General features: G+C 57.0%; 26 protein-coding genes. 23 read left to right on the forward strand and 3 right to left on the reverse strand.

Features of this window, described 5'->3' with window-relative positions:
- Positions 1 to 108 precede the first annotated feature (108 nt).
- Positions 109 to 816 carry a class I SAM-dependent methyltransferase gene (locus IT781_RS16130; RefSeq protein ID WP_194971206.1) on the reverse strand — a complete coding sequence of 236 codons (708 nt, stop codon included), beginning with the start codon at positions 814 to 816 and terminating at the stop codon, positions 109 to 111.
- A gap of 234 nt (positions 817 to 1,050) precedes the next feature.
- On the opposite strand from IT781_RS16130, the gene IT781_RS16135 reads away from it, so the two are divergent.
- The 23 genes from IT781_RS16135 (at position 1,051) to IT781_RS16245 (ending at position 23,283) form a co-directional block, all read left to right on the forward strand.
- Positions 1,051 to 1,926 carry a DMT family transporter gene (locus IT781_RS16135; protein ID WP_194971207.1) on the forward strand — a complete coding sequence of 292 codons (876 nt, stop codon included), beginning with the start codon at positions 1,051 to 1,053 and terminating at the stop codon, positions 1,924 to 1,926.
- 112 nt (positions 1,927 to 2,038) lie between these two features.
- Positions 2,039 to 3,262, forward strand: a complete 1,224-nt coding sequence (locus IT781_RS16140) for an HD-GYP domain-containing protein (RefSeq protein WP_194971208.1) — start codon at positions 2,039 to 2,041, stop codon at positions 3,260 to 3,262.
- Positions 3,263 to 3,373: 111 nt separating this feature from the next.
- Complete coding sequence (corA, locus tag IT781_RS16145; protein WP_194971209.1) at positions 3,374 to 4,330, forward strand: magnesium/cobalt transporter CorA; 957 nt, start codon at positions 3,374 to 3,376, stop codon at positions 4,328 to 4,330.
- A 153-nt stretch (positions 4,331 to 4,483) separates the two neighbouring features.
- A complete protein-coding gene (gene corA / locus IT781_RS16150; RefSeq protein WP_194971242.1) occupies positions 4,484 to 5,449 on the forward strand; it encodes a magnesium/cobalt transporter CorA in 966 nt (321 codons plus the stop codon).
- A 97-nt stretch (positions 5,450 to 5,546) separates the two neighbouring features.
- The gene (locus tag IT781_RS16155; protein WP_194971210.1) at positions 5,547 to 6,680 is read left to right on the forward strand and encodes a GNAT family N-acetyltransferase; all 1,134 of its coding nucleotides are present in this window, start codon (positions 5,547 to 5,549) and stop codon (positions 6,678 to 6,680) included.
- A gap of 66 nt (positions 6,681 to 6,746) precedes the next feature.
- Positions 6,747 to 6,917 carry a rubredoxin gene (locus IT781_RS16160; RefSeq protein WP_194971211.1) on the forward strand — a complete coding sequence of 57 codons (171 nt, stop codon included), beginning with the start codon at positions 6,747 to 6,749 and terminating at the stop codon, positions 6,915 to 6,917.
- A 4-nt stretch (positions 6,918 to 6,921) separates the two neighbouring features.
- Positions 6,922 to 7,935 carry an NAD(P)/FAD-dependent oxidoreductase gene (locus IT781_RS16165; protein WP_194971212.1) on the forward strand — a complete coding sequence of 338 codons (1,014 nt, stop codon included), beginning with the start codon at positions 6,922 to 6,924 and terminating at the stop codon, positions 7,933 to 7,935.
- 429 nt (positions 7,936 to 8,364) lie between these two features.
- Positions 8,365 to 9,324, forward strand: a complete 960-nt coding sequence (locus tag IT781_RS16170; protein ID WP_194971213.1) for an IS110 family transposase — start codon at positions 8,365 to 8,367, stop codon at positions 9,322 to 9,324.
- A 140-nt stretch (positions 9,325 to 9,464) separates the two neighbouring features.
- Positions 9,465 to 10,118, forward strand: coding sequence for a 5,6-dimethylbenzimidazole synthase (gene bluB, locus IT781_RS16175; protein ID WP_194971214.1), 654 nt, complete (start codon positions 9,465 to 9,467; stop codon positions 10,116 to 10,118).
- Entirely contained in the window at positions 10,109 to 11,143 is a 1,035-nt protein-coding gene (cobT, locus tag IT781_RS16180) for a nicotinate-nucleotide--dimethylbenzimidazole phosphoribosyltransferase (protein WP_194971215.1), read from the forward strand. Before bluB ends, cobT begins: the two co-directional genes overlap by 10 nt.
- A 128-nt stretch (positions 11,144 to 11,271) precedes the next feature.
- Positions 11,272 to 11,511, forward strand: a complete 240-nt coding sequence (locus IT781_RS16185) for a hypothetical protein (protein WP_194971216.1) — start codon at positions 11,272 to 11,274, stop codon at positions 11,509 to 11,511.
- Complete coding sequence (locus IT781_RS16190; protein WP_194971217.1) at positions 11,508 to 11,954, forward strand: type II toxin-antitoxin system VapC family toxin; 447 nt, start codon at positions 11,508 to 11,510, stop codon at positions 11,952 to 11,954. Before IT781_RS16185 ends, IT781_RS16190 begins: the two co-directional genes overlap by 4 nt.
- A 9-nt stretch (positions 11,955 to 11,963) precedes the next feature.
- Entirely contained in the window at positions 11,964 to 12,710 is a 747-nt protein-coding gene (gene cobS, locus IT781_RS16195) for an adenosylcobinamide-GDP ribazoletransferase (RefSeq protein ID WP_194971218.1), read from the forward strand.
- Positions 12,695 to 13,258, forward strand: a complete 564-nt coding sequence (gene cobC, locus IT781_RS16200) for an alpha-ribazole phosphatase (protein ID WP_194971219.1) — start codon at positions 12,695 to 12,697, stop codon at positions 13,256 to 13,258. Before cobS ends, cobC begins: the two co-directional genes overlap by 16 nt.
- 142 nt (positions 13,259 to 13,400) lie before the next feature.
- Positions 13,401 to 14,423 carry an aminotransferase class I/II-fold pyridoxal phosphate-dependent enzyme gene (locus tag IT781_RS16205; RefSeq protein ID WP_194971220.1) on the forward strand — a complete coding sequence of 341 codons (1,023 nt, stop codon included), beginning with the start codon at positions 13,401 to 13,403 and terminating at the stop codon, positions 14,421 to 14,423.
- A 97-nt stretch (positions 14,424 to 14,520) separates the two neighbouring features.
- Positions 14,521 to 15,918 (forward strand): cobyric acid synthase, encoded by a 1,398-nt coding sequence (locus tag IT781_RS16210; RefSeq protein WP_194971221.1) that lies wholly within the window; start codon positions 14,521 to 14,523, stop codon positions 15,916 to 15,918.
- Positions 15,919 to 15,989: 71 nt separating this feature from the next.
- Positions 15,990 to 16,934: an adenosylcobinamide-phosphate synthase CbiB gene (gene cbiB / locus IT781_RS16215; RefSeq protein WP_228779215.1), complete on the forward strand. Its 945-nt coding sequence runs from the start codon at positions 15,990 to 15,992 to the stop codon at positions 16,932 to 16,934.
- On the forward strand, positions 16,931 to 17,428 hold the full coding sequence (locus tag IT781_RS16220; RefSeq protein ID WP_194971222.1) for a bifunctional adenosylcobinamide kinase/adenosylcobinamide-phosphate guanylyltransferase: 498 nt from the start codon (positions 16,931 to 16,933) through the stop codon (positions 17,426 to 17,428). Before cbiB ends, IT781_RS16220 begins: the two co-directional genes overlap by 4 nt.
- Before the next feature lie 138 nt (positions 17,429 to 17,566).
- Positions 17,567 to 18,676 carry a lytic murein transglycosylase gene (locus IT781_RS16225; protein ID WP_194971223.1) on the forward strand — a complete coding sequence of 370 codons (1,110 nt, stop codon included), beginning with the start codon at positions 17,567 to 17,569 and terminating at the stop codon, positions 18,674 to 18,676.
- Positions 18,677 to 18,872: 196 nt separating this feature from the next.
- Positions 18,873 to 19,784 (forward strand): multicopper oxidase domain-containing protein, encoded by a 912-nt coding sequence (locus IT781_RS16230; protein WP_194971224.1) that lies wholly within the window; start codon positions 18,873 to 18,875, stop codon positions 19,782 to 19,784.
- Between the two features lie 15 nt (positions 19,785 to 19,799).
- Positions 19,800 to 20,795 carry a multicopper oxidase domain-containing protein gene (locus IT781_RS16235; RefSeq protein ID WP_194971225.1) on the forward strand — a complete coding sequence of 332 codons (996 nt, stop codon included), beginning with the start codon at positions 19,800 to 19,802 and terminating at the stop codon, positions 20,793 to 20,795.
- A gap of 80 nt (positions 20,796 to 20,875) precedes the next feature.
- Positions 20,876 to 22,081, forward strand: a complete 1,206-nt coding sequence (locus tag IT781_RS16240) for an ABC transporter permease (protein ID WP_194971226.1) — start codon at positions 20,876 to 20,878, stop codon at positions 22,079 to 22,081.
- A gap of 2 nt (positions 22,082 to 22,083) precedes the next feature.
- Positions 22,084 to 23,283 carry an ABC transporter permease gene (locus tag IT781_RS16245; protein ID WP_194971227.1) on the forward strand — a complete coding sequence of 400 codons (1,200 nt, stop codon included), beginning with the start codon at positions 22,084 to 22,086 and terminating at the stop codon, positions 23,281 to 23,283.
- Between the two features lie 134 nt (positions 23,284 to 23,417).
- On the opposite strand, the gene IT781_RS16250 is transcribed toward IT781_RS16245, so the two are convergent.
- Positions 23,418 to 23,588 carry a hypothetical protein gene (locus IT781_RS16250; protein ID WP_194971228.1) on the reverse strand — a complete coding sequence of 57 codons (171 nt, stop codon included), beginning with the start codon at positions 23,586 to 23,588 and terminating at the stop codon, positions 23,418 to 23,420.
- 23 nt (positions 23,589 to 23,611) lie between these two features.
- On the reverse strand, positions 23,612 to 24,043 hold the full coding sequence (locus IT781_RS16255; protein WP_194971229.1) for a hypothetical protein: 432 nt from the start codon (positions 24,041 to 24,043) through the stop codon (positions 23,612 to 23,614).
- Positions 24,044 to 24,082 lie beyond the last annotated feature (39 nt).

Consider the following 24,082-nt stretch of genomic DNA (forward strand, 5'->3'; position numbering starts at 1 on the left):
TGATCGTTGCGATCGAAGAGAAAAAGCTTGCAAAACGGAGGAGTCCATATATGCGTAAAAAGGCTCATCAATCGCGAGTGATGCGCTTCACTGCGTCGCTTGGAGCGCCTACTTTGGGTCAGCACGTCCACCGGGCTCGCGGATGACATGATGCGAGTCACTGCAGCGCTCCGTCATTTCCCGGCCGAGTTTCTGCAGCAGAATCACATCATTTCCAACAAAAGTGACCTCACAGCCTGCCTGATTCGCCCACCAGCTAAACGTCTCACGCGAGAAAAAGCACACATGGGTAGGGTCCTGTTTGTAGTGCCAGTTGCTGAAGGCCGTCTGATCGATGACCATTTTCGTCATTAACCCCAGCCAGCCGCCCGGCCGCAGCAGCGACAGCAGTGTCGCCAGGGTCTCGCCGGGCTGGAACAGATGCTCCACCACTTCAGTGGCAGTAATAAAATCGTAACGCTGGCGCAATACCGCAGTATCGGTAGCATAGTGATGATCGTAGATGGCCATGTCGTAGCCCGCCTCGCCAAACATCAGCGACAGCGTCGGCCCCGGACCGCTGCCGAAATCCAGGCCTTTCGCCGGCGCCGGCACCCGCTCGCATAAGGGAATGAAAACCCGCGAAAGGAAGTTGCGGTAACCGGCATCGCGCGGATCGTTGCGGTGCAGATCGTAGTACGCCTTCTCCGCCTCCGGCGACAGGCGATACTGCGGCGGCACGAAAACCAGACGGCAGCGGTTACATTGATGATAGGCGCGGCGCGCATCCCGGTAATAAAAAACGATGCGGTCATGCCGGCACAGCGGACAATGCATTCTTGATGCTCCTCAACAGTGGTCGGGGCGGCATTATGAGCCATTTTGCGCCGCCAGTCTCTTGGTCGATCATATCACGCTCCCGCGAGTGACGCGCTTCACTATGTCGCCTAGAGCGCCTACGCTTGGTCAGCACATCCTGCCAAAGCGCAGGCCAATCACTTCCATTTAGCGCTAATGCCCATTAGAATGCGCCCCCTCGCCTCATTCAAGATTCATAAAGGAAAACCGCTTTTGGAAATTTTTTTCGTTTTTGGCCGGCTGCTGCTGTCATCGGCGTCCAACGTCTTTCAGAAACAGCTGTCGCATCACGGCCTGCATCCGTTTTACATTGTCGCCTCAACCTATGCCGTGCTGGCCGCGCTCTCCTTGCTGTTCTTTTTCAATACCGCCTTTGCCCATCTGAGCCCGTCATTCTGGATCAATGTGCTGCTGGCCGCCCTGTTCGATGTCGGCGGCTGGATGTTTATGGTCATGTCCCTGTCCAAGACCGATTTGTCGATATTCGGGCCGCTTAATGCCTATAAAGTCATCGTTTCCATGCTGTTTGCGCTCGTTTTTCTGGGCGAGGTGCCGACGCTGCAAGGCTTTGCCGGGATCATGATTATCGTCGCCGGCAGTTTTCTGTTGTTGCCGCCTTCAACCGGCACGATGCAGAATCGACTCGCCCAGCTATGGCTTGATCGCGGTGTACAGGCCAGATTTCTTTCCATTCTGCTGTTTTCCATCGGCACGGTTTTCCTGAAAGGCTCGCTCGAGCATTCCGGCCCCTTGGAGACGCTGATCTTCTGGTCTTTGTTCGGACTGCCTCTGATCCTTTTGGCCAATGCATTCCTGACAACGGAACGGCTGGCGGACAACATTAAAAATTCGCAACCGCATGCCCTGCCGATTGCGGCAGCCGGCCTGACGGTATTCGTCATGCAGTACCTGACGCTGGTGCTGCTGTCGCAAATGCTGATCGCCTATGCACTGGCCTTATTTCAGCTTGGCATGCTGCTGCAGGTCTTCCTGGGTTACCGAATCTTCAATGAACCCCATGTGATCCGCAGGCTGATGGCGAGCCTGGTCATGATAGCGGGAAGTCTGCTGGTATTGCAGGTGAATTGACCGGCGCCGGCTCATGCCTTCAGAAAATTTCAGCTGACAGCCGCTCCATGAATGATTTCGGCTTCCAGCTGTCAAAAAACCGATTAACATATCGACTTGAATGAGTACCGCCATGGAACAACTGAAAATTGATCTACATAACACCGTCACGGCCCTAAGCAGTTCGCTGGATCTGGTCGGCATCGACGAAGTCAAGCACGGCAAGCGCGTTGCGATCATGGCCAAGAATGTGGCCCTGGAACTGGGCTGGAACAAGGCCGACTGCCTGACGCTGCTCCATGCCGGCATGCTGCACGATTGCGGCGTCTCCAGAGCGCAGGAACACCGCAATTTATCCGAAGCCCTGGAGTGGGACGGCGCCGAGGCGCATTGCATCCGCGGCGAAGCCTACCTGCGGGCCTGCCCGCCGCTGGCCCATCTGGCCACCGACATCCGCTATCATCATACGCGCTGGGAGCTATTACAGGACGCGCCTCTGGATCAATCCACGCGCCTGCGCACCAACCTGATCTACCTTGCCGACCGTGCCGACATGCTGCAGTTGCCTTTTATCGGCACCGAGCAGATCCTGCTGGAATGCCCGGCCATCGTCGACTATGCCAGAAAGCAGGCCGGCCGCATGTTTGCGCCCGAACTGGTTGAAGCCTTCGCCCATGCCGCCGCCGAAGAAGCCTTCTGGCTGTCCATGGACCCGGAATATCTGGACGAAGAGCTGGCCGAATTCGGCAGCCATCAGGCTCAGGTTATGCTGAATCTGGATGATGTGCGCGCGCTGGCACTGCTGTTCTCCCGCATCGTCGATGCCAAAAGCCACTACACCGAAGAACACTCCGAACGCGTCGCCAAAATCGCGCGCTACCTGGCCGAGCGCCTGGGCAAAACAGGGACGGAGGTGGACCTGATCGAAATCGCGGGACTGCTGCACGACATCGGCAAGCTGCGCGTCGACGAAGCCATTATCGAAAAGCCGGGCAAGCTGACTGTGCGCGAATACGCCTGTATTCGCCGGCACAGCTACGACAGCTATCGGATACTGCGGCGCGTGTTTGGCCAGACGCCGATACCGGTCTGGGCCGGTTACCATCATGAAAACCTGCTTGGCGAAGGTTACCCGTTCAAGCGCGTGCCCAAAGAGATCGATCTGGAAGCGCGCATCGTCAGCGTGGCCGACATTTTCCAGGCTTTTGCGCAGCACCGTTCGTACCGTGGGAGGCTGCCAGTAGACGAAATCATCAAATACCTGAAGGAGCGTGTGGAGCAAGGCACCCTGGATGCACAGGTTGTCTCGGTGGTTATCGACCAGGCCGACGCCTGCTACCGGCTGGCGACGGAATAAATAGCCAGCCAACAACTATCTCTTTGCTCATCATCAAGAAGCGAACAGGTGAGCCGATAGAGCGCCACAGTGTATACTTTTGCAGAATATAAAAGCTGTAGAGATAAAGTAATGCCGAGATTATATAAAATTAAAAACGGAGTCCTGACCGAGGAATATCAAACCAAGGACACGCCCAACCAAATAATAATCGATGCCGACTGGATCGACGCGCATAATCTCAGCCTGGAGGAGCGCAGTCAATTGCAGACATTGCTGCTGACCGAGTTACCAAAATCCATCGATGTAGAAGAAATCGAGGCTTCAGCCCGTTATTTTGCCGATCAGAACGGCATCCATGTCCATTCGCTGTTTCTGGCCCAAAGCGAAGGCGACCTTCATACCATCTCTGTCGCGTTCATCCTGCAGCCCGAGCGCCTGATTACATTAAGGGATGGACTTGATCTTGCGGATTTCCGCCTGCTGCGCATGAGAGCGCGGCAAAAGCAGGTTGAAGTGGCCACGCCGAAAGCGCTTCTGATAACCATCTTCGAGCAAAAAGTGGAAAATCTGGCCGACGGCATTGAGGATATTTTCGGCGGACTGGAACGGGTCAGCCATCAGATTCTTAAAGAAGACAATGCCGACTACGAAGACGCCATCGACCAGTTGACAAGGCTTGAAGACAGCAATGGCAAAATCCGGTTGTGTCTTATGGACACGCAGCGTTCCATGGCTTTTCTGCAGCGGCATTTGCGCGACGAGCGCGAATTGCATGAAATCACTCATGACATCATGCGCGACATGAATATCCTGTTGTCCCATACCACGTTTCTGTTCGACAAGATTAACTTCCTGATGGATGCGGCCATGGGCTTTATCAACATCGAACAGAATAAAATCATCAAAACCTTCTCCATTGCTGCCGTCGTATTCATGCCGCCTACGCTCATCGCCAGCATTTACGGGATGAATTTTAAACATATACCGGAATTGAAGTGGCTATGGGGCTACCCGGGTTCGCTGGCGATAATGGTTCTCTCGGGCATTGCGCCTTATTGGCTGTTTAAACGCAAAGGATGGCTGTAGCTTGGGTTGCCAAAGCCACAGAAACGGCATGACCTGCAGTTTTTACCGTTTTCCCGTCCGGATTCGTGTCAGGATGGCTAATGCAAGGCACGCCAACCCTTACTATTTCTAAAGAGCCAGGAGCCGGTTTTGACCAAGAAAATCGATGACAGCATGATCGTGAACTGCGTGGCCTATCAAAACGGCGTCAGTATCGGCAAGGTAACGATCGAAGCCATCAGCGAAGTGCTGAAACGGGACAATACATTCGTCTGGCTGGGCCTGCATGAGGTGAACAGCAAACTGCTGGCTAAAATCCAACAGGAATTCAGCCTGCATGAATTGGCCATCGAAGACGCCGATTCGGCGCATCAGCGCCCGAAAATCGAGGAGTACGGCGACTCGCTGTTCATGGTGCTGCATACCGCCCTGCTCCAGGAAGATCAACTCGAATTCGGCGAGACGCATTTTTTCGTGGGACCGCGTTTTCTAGTCACGATCAGGCACGGCGCTTCGCACGGCCTCAGCAAAGTCAGAGAGCGCTGCGAGGCCATGCCGCAGCAATTGGCCAAGGGGCCGGGATTCGCGCTGTATGCGATCATGGATTTCATCGTCGACAACTATTCGCCCGTTATTGACGGTTTGCAGGCGCGATTCGATGTGCTGGAGTCGGCGATTTTTCAAAACCGGCCCAGCCGGCAGACTATGGAAGGCCTGTACGAACTGAAACGCGAACTGTTGCAGCTGGAAGGCGCCATTACGCCGGTCATCGATATCTGCAATGAGCTGATGCACCTTCATGGCCATGTTATTCCCAGAGAGGTGAGCGTTTATTTCCGCGACGTTGCCGACCATATCAAGCGCATCGATCGGGCGATTCACAGCATGCGCGAAATGTTGATCGCAGCGATGCAGGTGCATCTGAACTTTGAAACGGTGCGGCAGAATGAAGTCGTCAAGAAGTTGGCCGGCTGGGGTGCGATCCTGGCGATACCGACCATGGTCTTCAGCTGGTACGGCATGAATTTCAGGCATATGCCGGAACTGGATTGGCCATTCAGTTATCCGATTGTGATCGGCGGCGTGGGTTTTGGCAGCGTGCTGCTGTATATCCGCCTGAAAAAGTCCGGCTGGCTGTAAATTCAAAACCGCTTTGAGCGCGGCAAAATCTTTTGGATACTTGATGCCGGAATTCCTGTCTTTATTTACATTGAGAAACACATCAATTAGCTGACAGATGGATGTAAAACCGATCGCGAGTATGATGCAAGCGGATGCCGGGGCCTGGAACCGGCTGGTCAAGGATGACTACCCGTTCCTGCGCCACGAATTCTTGCTGGCGCTGGAGCAGAGCGGCTGCACGTCAAGCCAGACGGGCTGGACGCCGCAGCATTTGCTGGTCATGCAGAATCAGAAACTGCTGGCCTTCATGCCGCTGTACCTGAAAACGCACTCGCGCGGCGAATATGTGTTCGACCAGCCGTGGGCGCACGCCTATCAGCAGTGCGGCTGCCGCTATTATCCGAAATGGCTGACTGCAATTCCGTTCACACCCTGCCAGGGGCCGCGCATGGTCATCGATGAATCCGCCGATGCGCTGGCCGTCATGCGTCTGCTGACCGGTTTTATCAAGGCGCGTGCGGAACAGGACGCTATCTCCTCGTGGCACTGCCTGTTTCCCGATGCTGTGCAGGCGGAACGGCTGCGCGATCTTGGGCTGAGCCTGCGCGAAAGCGTGCAGTTCCACTGGTTCAACAAAGGTTACCGCGACTTTGACGATTTTCTGCAAACCTTCAGCGCCGGCAAGCGCAAGATGATCAAGCGCGAACGCCGGCGCGTCGGCGAACAGGGCATCGCATTGCAGCGGCTGAACGGCAGGGAAGTCAGCCCGGCGCAGTGGCAGGCGTTTTTTCAGTTCTACACGATGACCTATCTGAAAAACGGCATGCCGCCTTACCTGAACCCGGCCTTTTTCGAGCAGCTGGCGGCCACGATGGGCAAGCGGTTATTGCTGGTGCTGGCGGTCAAAGACGGCCAGTACGTCGGCGCGGCGCTGAGCGTGATCGGCAGCGACACGCTCTACGGCCGTTACTGGGGCTGCCATGAAGAATACAGCGGCCTGCATTTCGAAGCCTGTTACTATCAGGGACTGGAGTATTGCATCGAACACGGCCTGAAACGCTTCGATTCCGGCGCGCAAGGCGAGCACAAGATCGCGCGCGGCTTCGAACCGGTCACGACCTGGTCGGCGCACTGGCTTCAGGATGTCCGCTTTGCCGAGGCCGTGGAACACTTTCTGGCCGAGGAACGGGAATCCGTGGCGCTTTACAAGCAGGATGCGGCGACTTATCTGCCGTTTAAAAAAAGCTAAACTAAAAATGATGTGCTACAGTCAGAGTTGTGAAAAACTTTTTTAACAGATGAATGAGGAATGGCTATGTCTGATTTTAAAAAATACCAGTGCAGCGTTTGCGGCCATATCTATGACGAGGCCGAAGGCGACCCTGATACAGGCGTCCAGCCGGGCACGCGCTTTGAGGACATCCCCGACGACTGGCGCTGCCCCGAATGCGGGGCCGAGAAAAGCGCTTATCAGCTGATGACGTAAGTCAATGCGTATCGTCATCATCGGTTCCGGCGTGGGCGGCGTCAGCTTCGCGGAAAAATACCGGGCGCTGCAGGCCGATGCGCAGATTACGCTGATCACGCGCGAAGACGACGGCTATTATTCGCGGCCGCTGCTGTCGCGCGGCTTCAGCACCGATAACATCGAGCAGTCCATCATCCTGAAGCCTTTCGACAAGCTGCGCGACGAGAATATCGACATTATTAGCGCCGCCGAGGTCACGGCCATCAACCGGGCCGACCGGACCGTCGTCGTCAAGCGGCCGGATCAGGAATCTGTGCTGCCCTACGACAAGCTGATTCTGGCCCAGGGCTCCGCGGCCTTCATCCCGCCGCCATTCAGGCCTTACCGCGACTTGTTTTTCTGTCTGAACAATCTGGTCGATCTGAAAAAACTGCGCCGGTTCCGGCAGGGCTTTCTGGACCGCAATCAGCGGCCGGCCTGGGGCGTGATCGGCGGCGGCCTGATTGGCTGCGAAGTGGCTTCCGATCTGGCCGTCTCGGGCGATCCGGTGACGCTGTACCATGCCGCGGACCGGCTCATGGAGCGCCAGCTGGTCCCGGAAGATTCGGTCACGCTGCTGAACATCATGCAGGATTCGGGCGTAGCGGTGCTGCTCAATCAATCCGTGCAGGGCTTTTCAAAGCAGGGCGATAAAGTCTGCGTCGAAACCGGCGTATCAAGCCCATTCGATGCCGTGCTCGTGGCTACCGGCTTCAAGCCGCGCACGGAACTGGCCGTGCAGGCGGGGCTGGAGATTGGCCGCGGCATCAAAGTCAACCAGCGGCTGCAAACCTCTGACGAGCATATCTACGCGCTCGGCGATGTCGCCGAACTGCCGAACGGCAAGCTATACGCATTCATTCTGCCGATCCGCAACCAGGCCCTGTGGCTGGCCGGATTCCTGGCCGGTCAGGAAAACAAGGACTGGCAGCCGCCGGTTTTCAATCCGAAAGCCAAAGTGCATGGGTTTCAAGCCGCCCATCCCTATCTTTTTTAGCCTATGTAGGCTGGGCTGGAGCTTTAGCGGAAACCCGGCATCGGCGGCTCCGAAATGCTGGGTTTAGCAACCCAGCCTACCGCCGCTAAAAGCATCGTAGGGTACACATCGCATACCTTTTCAAAGCCGCAATAAATCAATAGTTTGAAAAAGGTACGCGATGCGTACCCTTATATCTCGATTTTACCCAATTAGGGATAAAATCCCCGGCTGATCACCGGGCGGGAAGCGGAGAAGCCGGGCGTACCCTGAGGCTTCGAGCCTGCTGCGTAGATTTCGCTCTCCGTTTCCCTCATCCGCCTCATAAGTTCGTACGGTATGCGTAGGCCCCCGTTTCGCCGGGAGAGCCTGTATGATCTAAGGCTGAACCAGGCGTATGCCTTAAAATTGATCTTATTGATTTTATATAGTTTTTTGGAGTGTTTAAAGATGTCCCAAGTGACGGTTGGTGTGGATATTGCCAAGCATAAATTCGATGTTGCCCGCCTGGAGAACGGCAAATACAAGCATAAAAAATTCGACAACACGCCGGAAGGTTTTGCCGCTTTGATCGTCTGGCTGACGACGTTCGGCGGCGTCAAGCCCTCGGTTTGCATGGAAGCGACTGGCGCCTACAGCATCCCTCTGGCCGAATGCCTGGCCCAATCAGGCTATCCGGTGGCTGTCGTCAATCCTGCCAGAATTAAGGGATTCGCCAAGAGCGAATTGAGCCGAATCAAGACCGACAAGGCTGACGCCAAGCTGATCGCCCGGTATGCCCAGGAAAAGAAACCGCCTTTGTGGACGCCGCCACCTGCCAATATCCGCGAACTGCAAGCCTTATTACGCCGGATCGAAGACCTGCTGGAAATGCAGCAAATGGAGAAAAACAGACTGGATACGGCTGACCCCACGATTGCCGAATCCATCAGAGCCGTCTTGGCACATCTGGAGCAGGCGCTTAAAACCACACGCGAACGCGTTCAACGTCTTATCGATCAAGACCCTGATCTCAGGCACCGGCGCGCTTTGCTGGAAACGATTCCTGGCATCGGCGAAGCCTCCTCTGCCCACCTCATGGTCGCTTTGAGCGATCACTACGGCTTCACCACCGCCAAGCAAGCTGTCGCCTTTGCTGGACTCAATCCCGCCTTGAACGAATCCGGCAAGTGGAAAGGCAAAACCCGCATTTCCAAGATGGGTGATCCGATGTTGCGCGCGAAGCTATACATGCCCGCCGTGGTCGCGGGAAGACACAATCCCGTCATCCGCCTTTTCCGCGAACGCTTGGCTGCACGCGGCAAGAATGGCATGGCCATCGCCTGTGCTTCAATGCGCAAACTCGTCCATATCGCCTTTGCCATCCTGAAATCGAATAAACCTTTCGACCCCAATTTTGCGCTTGCATAATGGGCAACAAGACGGTATCTACAAAAACTTTCTAGTTATTTAGACTCATCCATGTATTCTGGGCGATAATAGGCGCCTGCCAACAGTAGGCGCTTCAGGCGAAGCCGCCCCACATCCGGCGCTTAAATTTAATTAGTACCATGACCCGACACCGTTACACCGACGACGAAATCTCCGCCGTCTACCGCGCCATCTACGAGCGCCGCGATATGCGCCACTTCCTGCCCGACCCGGTCGATCCCGAAGTCCTGAAGCGCCTGCTGCAGGCCGCGCATCATGCACCCAGCGTCGGCTTCATGCAGCCTTGGCGATTTGTACGCATCAGCGTTCCCGATCTGCGCCTGGCGCTGCACGCGCTGGTCGAGCAGGAACGCATCAATACGGCCCAAGCTTTGGGCGAGCGCGAAGACGAATTCATGAAGCTGAAAGTGGAAGGCATACGCGAATGCGCGGTCCTGATGGTGGCCGCCTTGTGCGAGCGGCGCGGGCAATACGTTTTCGGCCGGCGCACGCTGCCGGACATGGATCTGGCGTCACTAGCCTGCGCGATACAGAACCTGTGGCTGGCGGCCAGGGCGGAAGGCCTGGGGCTGGGCTGGGTGTCCATGTTCGAGCCCGAGCCTGTAAAGACTCTGCTGAAGATGCCCGAAGACAGCCAGCCCGTAGCGATCCTGTGCCTGGGCCACGTCGCCGAGTTCTACGACAAGCCGATGCTGGAACAGGCGCACTGGGCCGAACGCAAAGACCTGGACACTTTATTGTTTGAAAATACCTGGAATACACCGTGCCGCTAAATTTTTCCATCGCCCCGCTCTCGTCAGCGCTTCGCCCTGCCCTGCTGCATAAAATCGACCAGAAGACCAAGCCGCTGGGCGCGCTGGGTCATCTCGAAACATTGGCGCTGCAAATCGGCCTGATCCAGAACAGCCTGACGCCCCGCCTGAACAAGCCCTGCCTCATCATTTTCGCGGGCGATCATGGCATTGCCGAAGCCGGCGTCAGCGCCTATCCGCAGGCCGTGACCGCGCAAATGGTCGCCAATTTTCTGGCCGGCGGCGCGGCGATCAGCGTGTTCGCGCGCCAGCACGGCATGGCGCTGCTGGTCGTCGATGCCGGCGTCAATGCCGATCTGGACACTCATCCGGCGTTGGTCAGCGCCAAGATCGCCAGAGGCACGCGCAACTTCCTGACGGAGCCCGCCATGACCGGCCAGCAATGCCTGGAAGCGCTGCAAACGGGCGCGGAGATTGTGTCAAGACAACACAAGCTCGGCTGCAACTGCATCGGCTTCGGCGAAATGGGCATTGGCAACACCTCGTCGGCCGCCCTGCTGATGCATGTGTTGACAGACTTGCCATTGGAGAAATGCGTAGGCCGCGGCACCGGCCTGAACGACGAGCAGCTGCGCAATAAGGTTTCCGTACTGCAGCAGGCGCTGGACCGGCATCCGGACATCACCGAACCGCTGGCGGTGCTAGCAACGTTCGGCGGCTTCGAAATCGCCATGATGACGGGCGCTTACCTGAAAGCGGCCGAACTGGGCATGCTGATTCCGGTCGACGGCTTTATCGCCAGCAGCGCCCTGCTCGTGGCCAGCCGGCTACATCCGCAGGTGCTGGATTATTGCGTGTTCAGCCATGTATCGCGCGAACAGGGCCATCAGGCGCTGCTGAAGCATTTCAATGCCCGGGCGCTCATCAATCTGGATCTGCGGCTCGGCGAAGGTTCCGGCATTGCCCTGGCCTTCCCTCTGCTGCAATCAGCCGTACTGATGCTGAATGAAATGGCTTCATTTGATGAGGCCGGGGTCGATCATTAAAAATAATTAATACGCAACGGAAACTTTAATAAGTTCCATCAATAGGTTAATCTGGCAGTGAATTCCTTTCTGAGTTTCGCATCCTATTGACCGTCGACTATACAATTGCGTAACCGGAGCATAAAGCCATGCAGCACATTATCAATTTACCCCATGAAATGGTTGAAGAAATCAACCATTTACCGAATCCTGACCAATTCATTTATGAAGCCATCCGTCGCGCTCTGGAAGCACGGCAAAAACCATCAAAATGGGCCCAACTTGCCGGGCGCATTGCCGAAAACCCTATTGATCTGGAAGAGCATACCGAGCAATTCAAGCAGGATATGGAAGAATTCAAGCAAGATTTTGCCTTTAAATCCGAATGAATTATTTACTCGACTCCAATACACTTTCAGACCTTTATAACGCATCGGCCCCGGCGCACCCTAAAATTCTGCAGCGCCTGTCGACGCTCACCGATGCCGACAAAGTCTGTTTTTCGATACTGTCGCTCTATGAATTTGAATATGGTTTCGCCAATGCGCCGGAAAGTAAAAAAGTCCGTATCCGGCAAAAAATCATTCAAGTGCAAAAAGATTTTTGCTGCTTACCCTTAACCCCCCAAGGAGCTGAGCTTTTCGGTCTGTTGAAAAAATCCATCAAGGATTTGCGTAACCTCAATCAAGAGAATCTTAAAAAACACAATATAGACTTGATGATGATCTCGACCGCAATCACGGAAAACTGCATGCTGGTCAGCGCCGACAAAATTTTTACCGATATCCAAACTGTTTTTGCAGATTTATCTACCGAAGACTGGACAGCCTGAAAGACAGTCATGCTCCATCCAAGACTTTTCCTGCTGGCCCTCGGTTTCTACACGCGCCTGCCCGCACCCCAAGCGCTGGATTACAAACGGCTGCCTGAAGCCGCAGTTTATCTGCCGCTGGTCGGCTGGCTGGTCGGCGGCCTGTCTGCATTGAGTTTTTATCTGGCCGATTGGCTGTGGCCGCAGCAGACAGCAGCCATCGTGGCCCTTGTTGCGGGCATTTTTGTTACCGGCGCCTTCCATGAAGACGGCTTCGCCGATGTCTGCGACGGCTTCGGCGCGGGCTTCGACAAACAGCGTATCCTGGAGATCATGAAAGACCCGAGGACCGGCGCCTATGGCGCGCTCGGCCTGTTGCTGCTGCTGTCGCTGAAAATCAGCCTGCTTGGCGCGCTGCCGGCAGCGGCCGTGCCCTTGTTATTGCTGTCAGGGCACAGCTTCAGCCGGCTGCCGCCCCTGCTGATCATGCGCCGTTACGATTATGCGCGCATCGACGACAGCAAGGCCGGCGCCGCCGTTTTCAAGCCCGGCGGCATTGATCTGCTGTTTGCGGCGAGCCTGGCTTTATTGCCCTTGCTGTTGTTGCCGGCGATCTGCTGGCTGGCGATCCTGCCCGTGCTGGCCGCCAACTGGCTGCTGGGCCGTTACTTTTACCGCCGTATCGGCGGCTATACCGGCGATTGCCTCGGCGCCAGCCAGCAGCTCGCTGAAACTATTTTTTATTTAAGTATGAGTACCTTATGGACATTTATCTGATTCGCCATACCAACACAGCCGCGGACCCGGGGCTTTGCTACGGCCACAGCGATGTCGGCCTGGCCGACAGTTTTGCCGACGAAGCCCAGGATCTGCATGACAAGCTGCCCGAGTTCGATGCCGATTGCAAAGTGTTCAGCAGCCCGCTGACGCGTTGCCTGGAGCTGGCCAAGACTTTCTCGACAACCGTGACCACCGATGCGCGCCTGAAGGAGCTGCATTTCGGCGACTGGGAAGGGCTGCGCTTCGACGATATCGACCCCGATGCCATGCAGAACTGGACCAATGATTTTGTTAAGGCCGCACCGCCCAACGGCGAGAATTTCGAAGACCTGTACGCGCGCGCGGACAGTTTCTGGCGGGATCTATCCGCCGTCAAGGCTGAACAGGTGCTGGTCATCACCCATGCGGGCGTGATTCGCGCCCTGCTGGCGCGCGCCCTGAATATACCGCTGGCCAACTCGTTTCAGTTGCGCATCGATGCCGGCTCCGTGCATAAACTGCGGCACAGCGACGAATATACTTATATTGACTACATCAACTTATAAACAAGCTTTGTAGGGTAAGCACCGCGTACCATTCTCAAAATTTTTTTGACGCACCAGACTCCCCAAAGGTACGCGGTGCGTGCCCTACGCTTCATAACCTTCGTGGTAAAATTTTTATCCATTGCATGACATCAGTTTATTAATGAAGCACGGCGGCAATATTTACCAATTTGCCCAAAGTCTGGGCTGCCTGCCTGAGCAGGTGCTGGATTTCTCGGCCAACATCAATCCGCAACAAGCGGTCACGCTGGACTGTCTGCTGCAGGTTCAGCTCGGTCCCTATGCCGATCCGCATTACAGCCAGCTGAAACAAGCACTGAAGCAGCGCTATCCCTATCCGTCCGGCGCTGACATCGAAATCTTCAACGGCGCTAGTGCGGCCATTTTTGCCTTGCTGCGCTTTCTAAAGCCCGACGATCTGGTGCTGTACGCGCCGCTTTATGGCGAATATGCGCATATCGCCGGCGAACTCGGCTGCCGGCTGCATAGTGTCGATCGACTTGCCAATCCGAATGCCGAGATTCCCAGAGGCAGCACGATCATTTTCGTGAATCCGTCGACGCCGGATGGGCATCTTTATGATCTGAAGGACTGGCTGGCCAAATGGCAGGCCGCCGACTGTACGGTTATCATCGATGAGTCGTTTCTGGATTTCTGCGAGGCTGAATCAATCGCCGACTATATCGCAGATTACGACAAGCTCTACCTGATCAAGTCGCTGAGCAAGTTTTACGGCTGCGCGGGCATTCGCATCGGCTTTGTCATGGCGGCAAGCCCGGCGATCAAAGCGCTGAAAGGCCTGGAGCCGGCCTGGAAGCTGTCCAGCCTCGATATGGCTTACATGCAGCAGGCGCTGGCCAATACGGCCTTTATCGGACAGACTCGCCGGCAGACCCGCCAACTGCGCGAGCAGTTGCATCAGGCCCTGTCGGATTGCGGCCTGTTCCGGCAGATTTATGACGGACAAGCCAATTTCCTGCTAGCGGAGTTGGCCAGTATGGACGGCTATCAATTACAGGCAAAGCTCGCGCCGTCGCGCCTTTTGATCCGCGTCTGCGATAATTTTGCCGGGCTGACCCGCCGCCATGTGCGCTTTGCCGTCAAGGACGGACAAGCCATTGCCGAGCTTGCGCGCCGTTTGAAGGCGATAAATTCTGATCTTTAACTTTCACCACGAAGATCACGAAGGACACGAAGAAAATATAAACTTCGTGTTCTCTATGTCCTTCGTGGTGAATAAAAACCCTTAGGCGATTATTGAAATGAAACCCTTAGCAGTTTTCGGCACCAGTTCGGATGCCGGCAAGACCACGCTGGTCACGGCCCTGTGCCGCATTTTTGCCGACCGCGGTCTGCGCGTCGCGCCATTCAAGGCGCAGAACGTCTCGAACAATTCGGCCGTCACGCAGGAAGGCGGCGAGATTTCGCGCGCCCAATGCCTGCAGGCCGAGGCCGCGCGCGTCGAGCCCAGCGTGCTGTTCAATCCGGTGCTGCTCAAGTCGCACGGCAACGGCTGCGTGCAGGTCGTCGTCAACGGCCAGGTTTACAAAAACGAGTCGATCGCCGCCTATTACGATGAGATCGACAATCTGAAACAGCAGGTTCGGCAGGCGTTTTCGACTTTGCAGCAGTCCTATGACCTAATTGTCGCCGAAGGCGCGGGCTCGCCCGTGGAGCTGAATCTGCTGCACAAGGACCTGTCGAACACCTTCATCGCCAAGACCTTCAATACCCAAAACATCCTGGTCGCGGACATCGAGCGCGGCGGCGTGTTCGCGTCGATTTATGGCACGCTGGCGCTGATGGACCCGGTTATGCGCGCCAACCTGATCGGCGTCGTCGTCAACAAATTCCGCGGCGACCGGCGCTTTTTCGACGAGGGCGAGAAGATCATCCGCGAGCGTTTCGGCGTGCCCGTGCTGGGCGTGCTGCCTTTCCAGCCGTTGAATATCGACATGGAAGACTCGCAGTCGCTGCAGAATTACCGGCAGCGGCTGAACGATGTCAAAATCCGTGCCGCCGTGATCGCCTATCCGGGCCTGGCCAACTATAACGATCTCGATGCGCTGATGGCCGATGCCGAGGTGCATGTGGAGCTGATCCAGTCCTACCGGCCGCTGGCCGAGTTCGACATGGTGCTGCTGCCGGGCAGCAAAACCGTGATCCGCGATCTGCACTGGCTGAAAGCCCAGGGCTTGTTCGATGAGATCCGGCGGCTTAAAAAACCGGTGTTCGGCATCTGCGGCGGCTATCAGATGTTCTGCAAGACATTGCATGATCCCGATGCCCTTGAGCATGAAATTGCCGGCAGCGAAACAGGCCTGGGACTGTTCGATGATACGGTGGTTTATAAGACCCCTAAAATACTGCAGCGCGGGCAATACGAGTTGTTTTCATGCCCGGCCATCAAGGGCTATGAGATTCATTGCGGCCGCATGGCCAATTATCCTTTGGCGCATCGGCACGAACACGTCGCCGGCACGCATGTACACGGCATCTTCGATAATGACGATTTTCGCACGGCTTATCTCAAAGCCATCAATCCGGCCTACCGGGGCTACAACTATGAAGCCTACCGCGAAGCTGAAATACAGGGCTTTGCCGACATGGTCGCGCAGCAACTGGATATAGCGGCGATTCTAGCGGCGTTGCAGGATTGATATGGCTATAAAAATCCGTTGTGTAGGGTACGCATCGCGTACCTTCCGAAAATTTGATTCAGAAAACCGCTTTGAAAAAGGTACGCAGTGCGTACCCTACGTTTATGCAGGGCTGGCCGATGCATTTTGAACTGGCCTTGCTGGCCTATCTGCTCGATCTGGCCATCGGCGAGCTGCCCGGCAAGCATCCTGTGATGTGGATGGGCGATTTCATTTCGGCCTTCGAGCGGCGGTTTTACCAAGGCCGCATCATGACCGGCGCCCTGCTCGTGATCAGCCTGCTAGCGCTGACGCTGTCGATAGCCGTCACGCTGGCTAACCTGGCCGGCGGGCTGCCAGTCTGGCTGTCTTTGCCGATATTGGCCGTGCCGGCTTCGACCGGCCTGGCCATGCACATGCTGCACGCCAGCGTTGCCGGCCTGCTGACGGCCGAGAACCCCAGGCAGGCGTTGAGCTATCTGGTCAGCCGCGATACGCAGGCCATGACCGAAACAGAAGTCCATAAAGCCGCGCTGGAAACCTGGGCCGAAAACCTCAGCGACGGCGTCATCGCGCCGCTGTTTTATCTGGTCCTGTTCGGGCTGCCCGGCATCGCCGTCTATAAAGCCATCAATACGATGGATTCGATGATCGGCTACAAGACCGAGCGCTATTTTTATTTCGGCAAAGTTGCAGCCAGGCTGGACGATGTCGCCAACTACCTGCCGGCCCGGCTGACGGCGCTGCTGATCATTGCGCTGGCCGATGACAAACGGCGGGCCTGGCAATGCTGCCTTCGCGACGGCGGCAAGCTCGAAAGCCCCAATGCAGGTTTCCCGATCGCGGCCATGGCCGGCGCATTAGGTGTGGCGCTAGGGGGCGACGCCAGCTATCATGGCCGCATCAAGCACAAGCCGGTATTGGGCTCTGCCATCAACCCGGTCAACCAAACGACACTGAAACAGGCATTAAACATGAAAACGGGCATTAATTTTATCGTGCTGGGAATCCTGATAGCGGGAGCCTTGCTGGCATGAAGACGCTGTTCATAGGCGGGGTCAAAAGCGGCAAATCCCGGTTGGCCGAGACCTATATCTTGCAGCAGGCCAATGGCCTCAAACCCTATTATCTGGCCACGACCGAATTTTTCGACGACGAGATGCAGGCGCGCATCGCCATTCACCGGCAGCGCCGCCAGGATTTTTTTGACACGCTGGAAGAACCCGTCAGGCTGTTCGAGATACTGAAGGATTGCCGCAAGCCCGCGCTGATCGAATGCGTATCGATGTGGCTCAACAACATGCTGCATCACGAATACCGCGAGGCCGATATCCTGAACGAACTGGAAGCGGTGCTGAAACTGCCGTGCGATATGGTGCTGGTGCACAATGAAGTCGGGCTCGGCATCATTCCCGACAACCCTTTGGCGCGGCGGTTTGCGGACCTGTCGGGCAAGGCTGCGCAATTAATCGGGCAGCACTGCGAGCGGGTGTTTTTTTGCAGCGCGGGCTTAACAATACCGATGAAATAGCCAATAATTAGCTTAGGGATCAAGCTGCGTTAGCGCAGGCCTATCTCTGTTAATTGGAGCCGGGACGGATTTTCCGTGCCGTATGGATGTAATGGTGCTCTTTTAATGGGGACCGCTAATCAATAAGAAGACAAAATCATGCTAATAACAAATGTAGTTTATAAAAGGGCAGCCAAACTGGCCTTGACCTTGCTGCTCGTCGGCTGTGCCAGTGATACGGAGAATTACCGCTCCGATACGCTGGGCTCTATGAAGCCGCAGAACCGGGTTCCATCCCAGCCTAATACAACGGAAAAAAACACAATCCCGCCGCTTCAACCCTACCGAAAATCCACGTCCTTCCCTGTCCATTCAGCCGATGCATTGACCGGGATTTATGCCTACTCCCAACCCGTGCATACCTTTATCCGGCACATGGTGCAAAAACACGGTTTCTCGGAAAAGTATCTGAACGCCCTGTTCTCGCAGGCCACACGCTTGGATTCCGTGATCCGCCTTGAAAATGCCCAGAAAGGTCCCAGCTCCGGCCCCAGTATCCCGAAACCGGGCAGCTGGTCGCGCTACCGCAGCAAATTTTTGACCAGTGAGCATATCGCCCATGGCGCCGAGTTCTGGGCTGAAAATGCCGACGTGATCCAGAGAGCCAGCGCCACTTATGGCGTCGATCCCGAATATATCGTCGCGATCATCGGCGTCGAGACCTACTTCGGCCGCAACATCGGCAAGACCTGCATTTTCAATGCCCTGGCTACTTTGGCGTTCGATACCGAGAGACGCGCCTCGTTTTTTGCCACGGAACTGGAGAACTTCCTGCTCATGACGCGCGAGGAAGGCTTCGAACCTTTTGAGCCGGTCGGTTCCTGGGCCGGGGCCATGGGCCTTGGACAGTTCATGCCGAGCAGCTTCCGCCGTCTGGCTGTGGATTTCGATAACAACGGCGTGCGCAATCTGTGGAATCAGCATGATGCGATCGGGAGCGTCGCGCATTATTTCTCGCGCAGCGGCTGGCAGCCCAGCAAACCCGTCGCGCATCAGGCTCATGGCCGCAACAACGCCTCAACCATTGCCCTGAGCACTTATGAAGGCAACGAATTCTGGCAGGTTTATCCCAATTTCAAGGTGATCAAGCGTTACAACAACAGCGACAAGTATGCCATGGCCGTGCATCAGCTGGCGCAGGCCATCAAGCAGCGTTATGCCGCCACCCAGGGCGGGCCGGCGCTGGTCATGAGACGCGACCGCATGTAATCCTTGCCCTGTTTTTGCAGGAACCTCCATGGTATCGACTGTGCCATATGCCACACTAAAACTGCGGCATATGACACAGTTTTTTTAAGGTGGGCAATACTCAATCTCTAATCTATTGTTTTAATTAACCTATTCAGCAGGCACGCTTCTTGCCCTATTTGTAATTTTATAATTACAAAAATAAGGAAGGATAAGAATGCTGAAAAAGCTCGGTTTAACTGTTTTTTTGTTGCTCGGGCACGGTGCGGCCGATGCCGCCGAGCGTAATTTTACGCTGCATATCGATGATGGCGATTTAACCATTACCGGCGCGGGCGGCACGACCTTGTCGATATGGGGTTATGGCGAGTCGGCCGGCCTGCCGACCGTGCCGGCGCCGACCTTGACAGTCAACGAAGGCGATACCGTCAACGTGACCGTTTACAACCACCACAGCGCATCGCACAACTTCGTCGTGCAGAATGTCACAAACGACACCAATCCTATCGCCGCCAACAGCAGCAAAACCTATTCGTTTACCGCACCGGCAGCAGGCAGCTACCTATACAGCGATACGCTGAACAACAACATCAACCGCGAGATGGGCCTGCACGGCGCCCTGATTGTGCGCCCAGCCGATAACAGCAACACAGCCTGGACCGGGGGGCCCGCTTATGACCATGAGCGGATCTGGGTTATCAGCGACATGGACAAGCCGCGCTGGAATGACGTAGCTTCCGCCGGCGGCAGCGTCGATACAGCCGTCTATAAGCCCAATTATTTCATGCTCAATGGCCTGGGCGGTTTCGATGCCATGATGGACCACAACACCATGATCATGGGCATGATGGATGAAGTGACGCTGGTGCGCATCGTCAATGCCGGACAGTTCAGCCACTCTCTGCATTTCCACGGCAACCACTTCGAAGTCATCAATGTCAGCGGCGTGCGCCAGCCGACGCCGTTTGAGCAGTGGGATACGATCAATGTGCCGCCGATGAGCGTGGCCGAAGTGCTGTATACGGTCAACCAGTATGGCGAATACCCGATGCATATCCATACCGCCCAAGCCGAGACCGCCAACGGCGTGTATCTGAATGGCGGCGCCACCATGATCATGATGCACTAAGCCAGGAGGAAAGCCATGAAAAAAACAGCACCTATTTTATTATTAAGCGCTCTGGGTCTGGCCTCGTCACACGTATCAGCGGCGACCATCAACAAAAGCCTCTGCGTCGGCTCCTTGAGCAAGACCCTGAGCGGCCAATCGGTCAGGTTCTGGGGCTACTATGACTGCAGCGGCGGCATGGGCGGTGGCGGCATGATGGGCGGCGGCACCGTGCCGGGCCCGGTTATTGAAATCGGCGCCGGCGACACGCTGAACCTGACGCTGAACGTGAACATGATGACGCCGCAAGAAATGTCCCCGTACAATGGTCATACCGTCCATCTGCACGGCGCCGACGTGCAGACCGATGAGGACGGCGTGCCGGAAACCAACGGCAATCGCGTCACCGGCGACACCTATACCTGGGCGCCGTCGGCCGGCCATGAAGGCAGCTATCCGTACCATTGCCACGTGCATACGGTCAAGCATCTGGAAATGGGCATGTACAGCGCCATCATCGTACGCCCGCGCGACGGGTCCGGCAACTTCATGAATCGGCTGAATCAGGATGCGGCAACGGCCTATGACTACTCGCAGGTTTATGTGTTAAGCACGGTAGACCCGGCTTATCACACCGCCACGGGCGATTCGACCGTGTTCGCCGACTACAACCCGCAGTATTTCCTGCTGTCCGGCAAGGAAGGCAAAACCACCGGCGCGCCGGCCATGACCTTGGCGGCGGCAAAAAACAAGAAAGTGGCGCTGCGTCTAATCGGCATGCACTCGACCAATTCCACGTTCCAGATCAAGGACACGGGCGGCAACCTGAAGCCGTTCACGGTTTACATCCGCGACGGCCGGGCCCTGCCGACGCCGAAGACCGTGACCAGCCTCGACATCTCGCCGGGCCAGCGCGCCGACCTGATCGTGGCGCTGCCGTCGACCTCAGGCACCTGGTATCCGCAGGTCGTCTACAAAAAACTGCGCGACAACGCCGCCTACGCGACCGTTTACGGCAAAATCACTTTTTAACCGGCCGCAGTTCGGTTAGGCTACCCCTGATTGGCCGTTCATGCCTGTGCGCGGACGGCCAAGGCCACAGGAGCTAGCCCATGTTTTTCAAAGACACCTTAATTCATGCTTTTGGCGCGATCCGGGCGCAACGCCTGCGCGCCACCCTGATTATCCTGGCCATGAGCATCGGCGTGGCGTCCGTGACGGTGCTGACGGCCTTGGGCGAAAGCGCCCGCCTTTATATCATTAATGAGTTCGAATCGCTGGGCACGCATCTGGTCATCGTGCTGCCGGGACGCACCGAAACGACGGGCGCCGCGCCGCCGATGTTCGGCGAGACGCCCCGCGACCTGACGCTGGACGATGCCTATGCCCTGCTCAGAAGCCCCCATGTGGCCGCCATCGCGCCGGTAACGGTCGGTTCCGCGCCGGTTTCGGCGGAAGGCCTGGAGCGCGAAACCAATATCCTCGGTTCGACGCATGCCCTGATCCGCGTGCGTCATCTGAGCATGGCGCAGGGACGCTTTCTGCCGGAAGCGGAGCCCGACAAAGCCATGTCGGTCTGCGTGATCGGCCAGACCATACGCGAACAACTGTTCCCCAGCAAGCCGGCGGTCGGCGAATGGCTGCGCATCAACGACCGCCGTTTCCGCGTGGTCGGCGTGCTGGCCTCGGAAGGCCAGTCCATCGGCACCGATTTCGATGAAATCGTCATTATTCCGGTCGCCTCGGCGCAGGCGCTGTTCGATACCAGCTCGCTGTTCAGGATTCTGGTCGAGACTAAATCCAAGGAGGCCATGGTTCAGGCCGCCGAGGACATCAGAACCATCATCAAGGCCCGGCACGAAGGCGAGGATGATATCACGCTGATCACGCAGGACAGCGTCGTCAGCACGTTCGACAAGATACTGACCGCGCTGACCCTGACCGTGGCCAGCATCGCCGGCATCAGCCTGGCCGTGGCCGGCGTGCTGGTCATGAATGTCATGCTGGTCAGCGTTACGCAGCGGACGGCCGAAATCGGCCTGCTGAAAGCGCTGGGCGCCACAAAACGCCAGCTGATCGCGCTGTTTCTGACCGAAGCGGCGCTGCTGTCGCTGGCCGGTGCGATCCTGGGCGTCGTGCTGGGGCGCGTCACGCTGTGGGTACTGCAGGCGCTTTATCCCAACTTCCCGTTCATCCTGCCGGTCTGGGCGCTGCTGGCGGCGCTGAGCGTGTCCCTGTTCACGGGACTCGTATTCGGCGTGTTGCCGGCCCGGAAGGCCGCACGCCTCGACCCCGTGGCCGCCCTGGCGAGGAGGTAACGATGCGCACTGTCGACCTGATCGCCTTGTCGTACCGGACCGTCATCAGCCACAAGCTGCGTTCGGGCCTGACTGCCTTAGGGCTGATCATCGGCATCGCTGCGGTCGTGATACTGACCTCGATCGGGCGCGGCATCCATGCCTTCGTGCTGAGCGAATTTACCCAGTTCGGCACGAACCTGATCGCCGTCTTTCCCGGCAGGACCACGACTTTCGGCCTGTCCGGCGCCACGATCAGCACCGTGCGCCCTTTGTCGCTGGCCGATGCCGGCAGCCTGGAGCGGCTGGACGACGTGCTTGCCGTCTCGCCGCTCGTGCAGGGCAACGCCCGCGTCGAAGCCGGCAACAAACAGCGGCGCACGAACGTGCTGGGCGTCGGCTCGGCCGTGCCGGTGGTCTGGCGGATCAAGGTCGCCTTGGGCAGTTTCCTGCCTGCCGGCGAGCAGGACAATCCGCGCGCGCTGGCCGTTCTGGGCCATAAGCTGGCGCGGGAACTGTTCGGCACGGGCAGCCCGCTGGGCCAGCGCATCCGCGTCGGCACCGACCGCTATCTCGTGGTCGGCGTCATGGAAAGCAAAGGCCAGCTGCTGGGCTTTGACATGGACGACACGCTTTACATTCCGGCCGCCAAGGCGCTGGCGCTGTTCGATCGCGAAAGCCTCATGGAAATCGACATTCTTTATGAAAGCGATGCCCCGGTCGCGCGTCTGGAAAAAGCCATTAAAAGGCTGCTGATCGCACGGCACGGCCTGGAGGATTTCACGATCGTGACCCAGAACCAGATGCTGGAAAAGATGGATTCGATCCTGAATATCCTGACCCTGGCCGTGGCGGCGCTGGGCAGCATCTCGCTGCTGGTCGGCTCGGTCGGCATCCTGACCATCATGACCATCGCGGTGTCGGAAAGGACTTCGGAAATTGGCCTGCTGCGGGCCATCGGCGCGGAGCGGCGCACGATCTTCCGGCTGTTTCTGGCCGAGGCGCTGGCGTTGAGCGCGACCGGCGGACTGGTCGGCGTGCTGGCCGGCATCGCCGCGGTGCAGCTTATCGCGGCCGCCCTGCCCGCCTTGCCGGTGCAACTGGCCTGGACCTATGCCGCGGCGGCGTTCCTGGTATCCCTGCTGATCGGCGTCATCGCCGGCGTGGCCCCGGCCATGAAAGCGGCCCGGCTGGAGCCGCTGGAGGCGCTGCGGACCGAGTGAGGTAAAAGCCTGAAACACCCCTTCCGGATGTTAGCTCGATCCCGGCAGGTGCGACGCAATGCCTCACCTGCTTTTTTTATTTTCATGGCTCATGATGCGCTTCGGGAAGACCGAAAAGGCGAATGATCTTCCGGCTATTTTTGCCAAAGCTTGAAGGCAGTTACAGCCTGAGAAAGTCCATTATCACGCTTGGCCAAAAACCGGCAGTCGCCAACCTCGTGTAAACGGCCATTTAATCCCGGAAGAGGCTCGGCATGAGAAAGCAGCGCCAGAAGCATCCGCCCCATGCCGTAGTCAGGCATCATAGTTCTGATTGGCGGGCTCTGCTTTATTCTCCTGCCAGCGTAATATCAACTAGCCACTGATGCGCATCGGTAATATCACCGCGATCGGTTGTGTGCGCTAAAGCCACAGCGGTGGCTGGCCCTTCCTCAAAGACCGCCTGATTTTGGACCGAGGCATGGATTTCCCATTGCTGGGTATCGCCAGTGCAAGTGATGCGGGTGCTACCCTCAGCCACGGCCCCCGTTTCACGCTGCGTCACTGTTATCCGCAGAAACGCCCGCTCGTTCTCCGTGCATGCAATCGGCCCGGTCACAATGATATGGCGGCCGTTATCGGTCACGATGGCTTGGGAGTCAATGGTGTTGGCAGCAATCCTCGCGAAGGCTGGAGGAGCAGTGAACAGGCCTGCGAGCGTCACGGCAAGAGCGGCTGATACGAAGCCTTTTACATATTTTGGGGTTGGTTCAGTTAACATGATTCTTCCTGTTTTTTGTTGATGTTGATGATGATGAGC

Origin of the sequence: Methylobacter sp. BlB1 (genome assembly GCF_015476545.1) — a bacterium.
Classification (GTDB): domain Bacteria; phylum Pseudomonadota; class Gammaproteobacteria; order Methylococcales; family Methylomonadaceae; genus Methylobacter.

Excerpts from the sequence above, each read along its gene's own strand:
- IT781_RS16130 (WP_194971206.1), bottom strand. The coding sequence starts at position 816 with ATGCATTGTCCGCTGTGCCGGCATGACCGCATCGTTTTTTATTACCGG.
- IT781_RS16140 (WP_194971208.1), top strand. The coding sequence starts at position 2,039 with ATGGAACAACTGAAAATTGATCTACATAACACCGTCACGGCCCTAAGC.
- corA (WP_194971209.1), top strand. The coding sequence starts at position 3,374 with ATGCCGAGATTATATAAAATTAAAAACGGAGTCCTGACCGAGGAATAT.
- corA (WP_194971242.1), top strand. The coding sequence starts at position 4,484 with ATGATCGTGAACTGCGTGGCCTATCAAAACGGCGTCAGTATCGGCAAG.
- IT781_RS16155 (WP_194971210.1), top strand. The coding sequence starts at position 5,547 with ATGGATGTAAAACCGATCGCGAGTATGATGCAAGCGGATGCCGGGGCC.
- IT781_RS16160 (WP_194971211.1), top strand. The coding sequence starts at position 6,747 with ATGTCTGATTTTAAAAAATACCAGTGCAGCGTTTGCGGCCATATCTAT.
- IT781_RS16165 (WP_194971212.1), top strand. The coding sequence starts at position 6,922 with ATGCGTATCGTCATCATCGGTTCCGGCGTGGGCGGCGTCAGCTTCGCG.
- IT781_RS16170 (WP_194971213.1), top strand. The coding sequence starts at position 8,365 with ATGTCCCAAGTGACGGTTGGTGTGGATATTGCCAAGCATAAATTCGAT.
- bluB (WP_194971214.1), top strand. The coding sequence starts at position 9,465 with ATGACCCGACACCGTTACACCGACGACGAAATCTCCGCCGTCTACCGC.
- IT781_RS16185 (WP_194971216.1), top strand. The coding sequence starts at position 11,272 with ATGCAGCACATTATCAATTTACCCCATGAAATGGTTGAAGAAATCAAC.
- IT781_RS16190 (WP_194971217.1), top strand. The coding sequence starts at position 11,508 with ATGAATTATTTACTCGACTCCAATACACTTTCAGACCTTTATAACGCA.
- cobS (WP_194971218.1), top strand. The coding sequence starts at position 11,964 with ATGCTCCATCCAAGACTTTTCCTGCTGGCCCTCGGTTTCTACACGCGC.
- cobC (WP_194971219.1), top strand. The coding sequence starts at position 12,695 with ATGGACATTTATCTGATTCGCCATACCAACACAGCCGCGGACCCGGGG.
- IT781_RS16205 (WP_194971220.1), top strand. The coding sequence starts at position 13,401 with ATGAAGCACGGCGGCAATATTTACCAATTTGCCCAAAGTCTGGGCTGC.
- IT781_RS16210 (WP_194971221.1), top strand. The coding sequence starts at position 14,521 with ATGAAACCCTTAGCAGTTTTCGGCACCAGTTCGGATGCCGGCAAGACC.
- IT781_RS16220 (WP_194971222.1), top strand. The coding sequence starts at position 16,931 with ATGAAGACGCTGTTCATAGGCGGGGTCAAAAGCGGCAAATCCCGGTTG.
- IT781_RS16225 (WP_194971223.1), top strand. The coding sequence starts at position 17,567 with ATGCTAATAACAAATGTAGTTTATAAAAGGGCAGCCAAACTGGCCTTG.
- IT781_RS16230 (WP_194971224.1), top strand. The coding sequence starts at position 18,873 with ATGCTGAAAAAGCTCGGTTTAACTGTTTTTTTGTTGCTCGGGCACGGT.
- IT781_RS16235 (WP_194971225.1), top strand. The coding sequence starts at position 19,800 with ATGAAAAAAACAGCACCTATTTTATTATTAAGCGCTCTGGGTCTGGCC.
- IT781_RS16240 (WP_194971226.1), top strand. The coding sequence starts at position 20,876 with ATGTTTTTCAAAGACACCTTAATTCATGCTTTTGGCGCGATCCGGGCG.
- IT781_RS16245 (WP_194971227.1), top strand. The coding sequence starts at position 22,084 with ATGCGCACTGTCGACCTGATCGCCTTGTCGTACCGGACCGTCATCAGC.
- IT781_RS16250 (WP_194971228.1), bottom strand. The coding sequence starts at position 23,588 with ATGATGCCTGACTACGGCATGGGGCGGATGCTTCTGGCGCTGCTTTCT.
- IT781_RS16255 (WP_194971229.1), bottom strand. The coding sequence starts at position 24,043 with ATGTTAACTGAACCAACCCCAAAATATGTAAAAGGCTTCGTATCAGCC.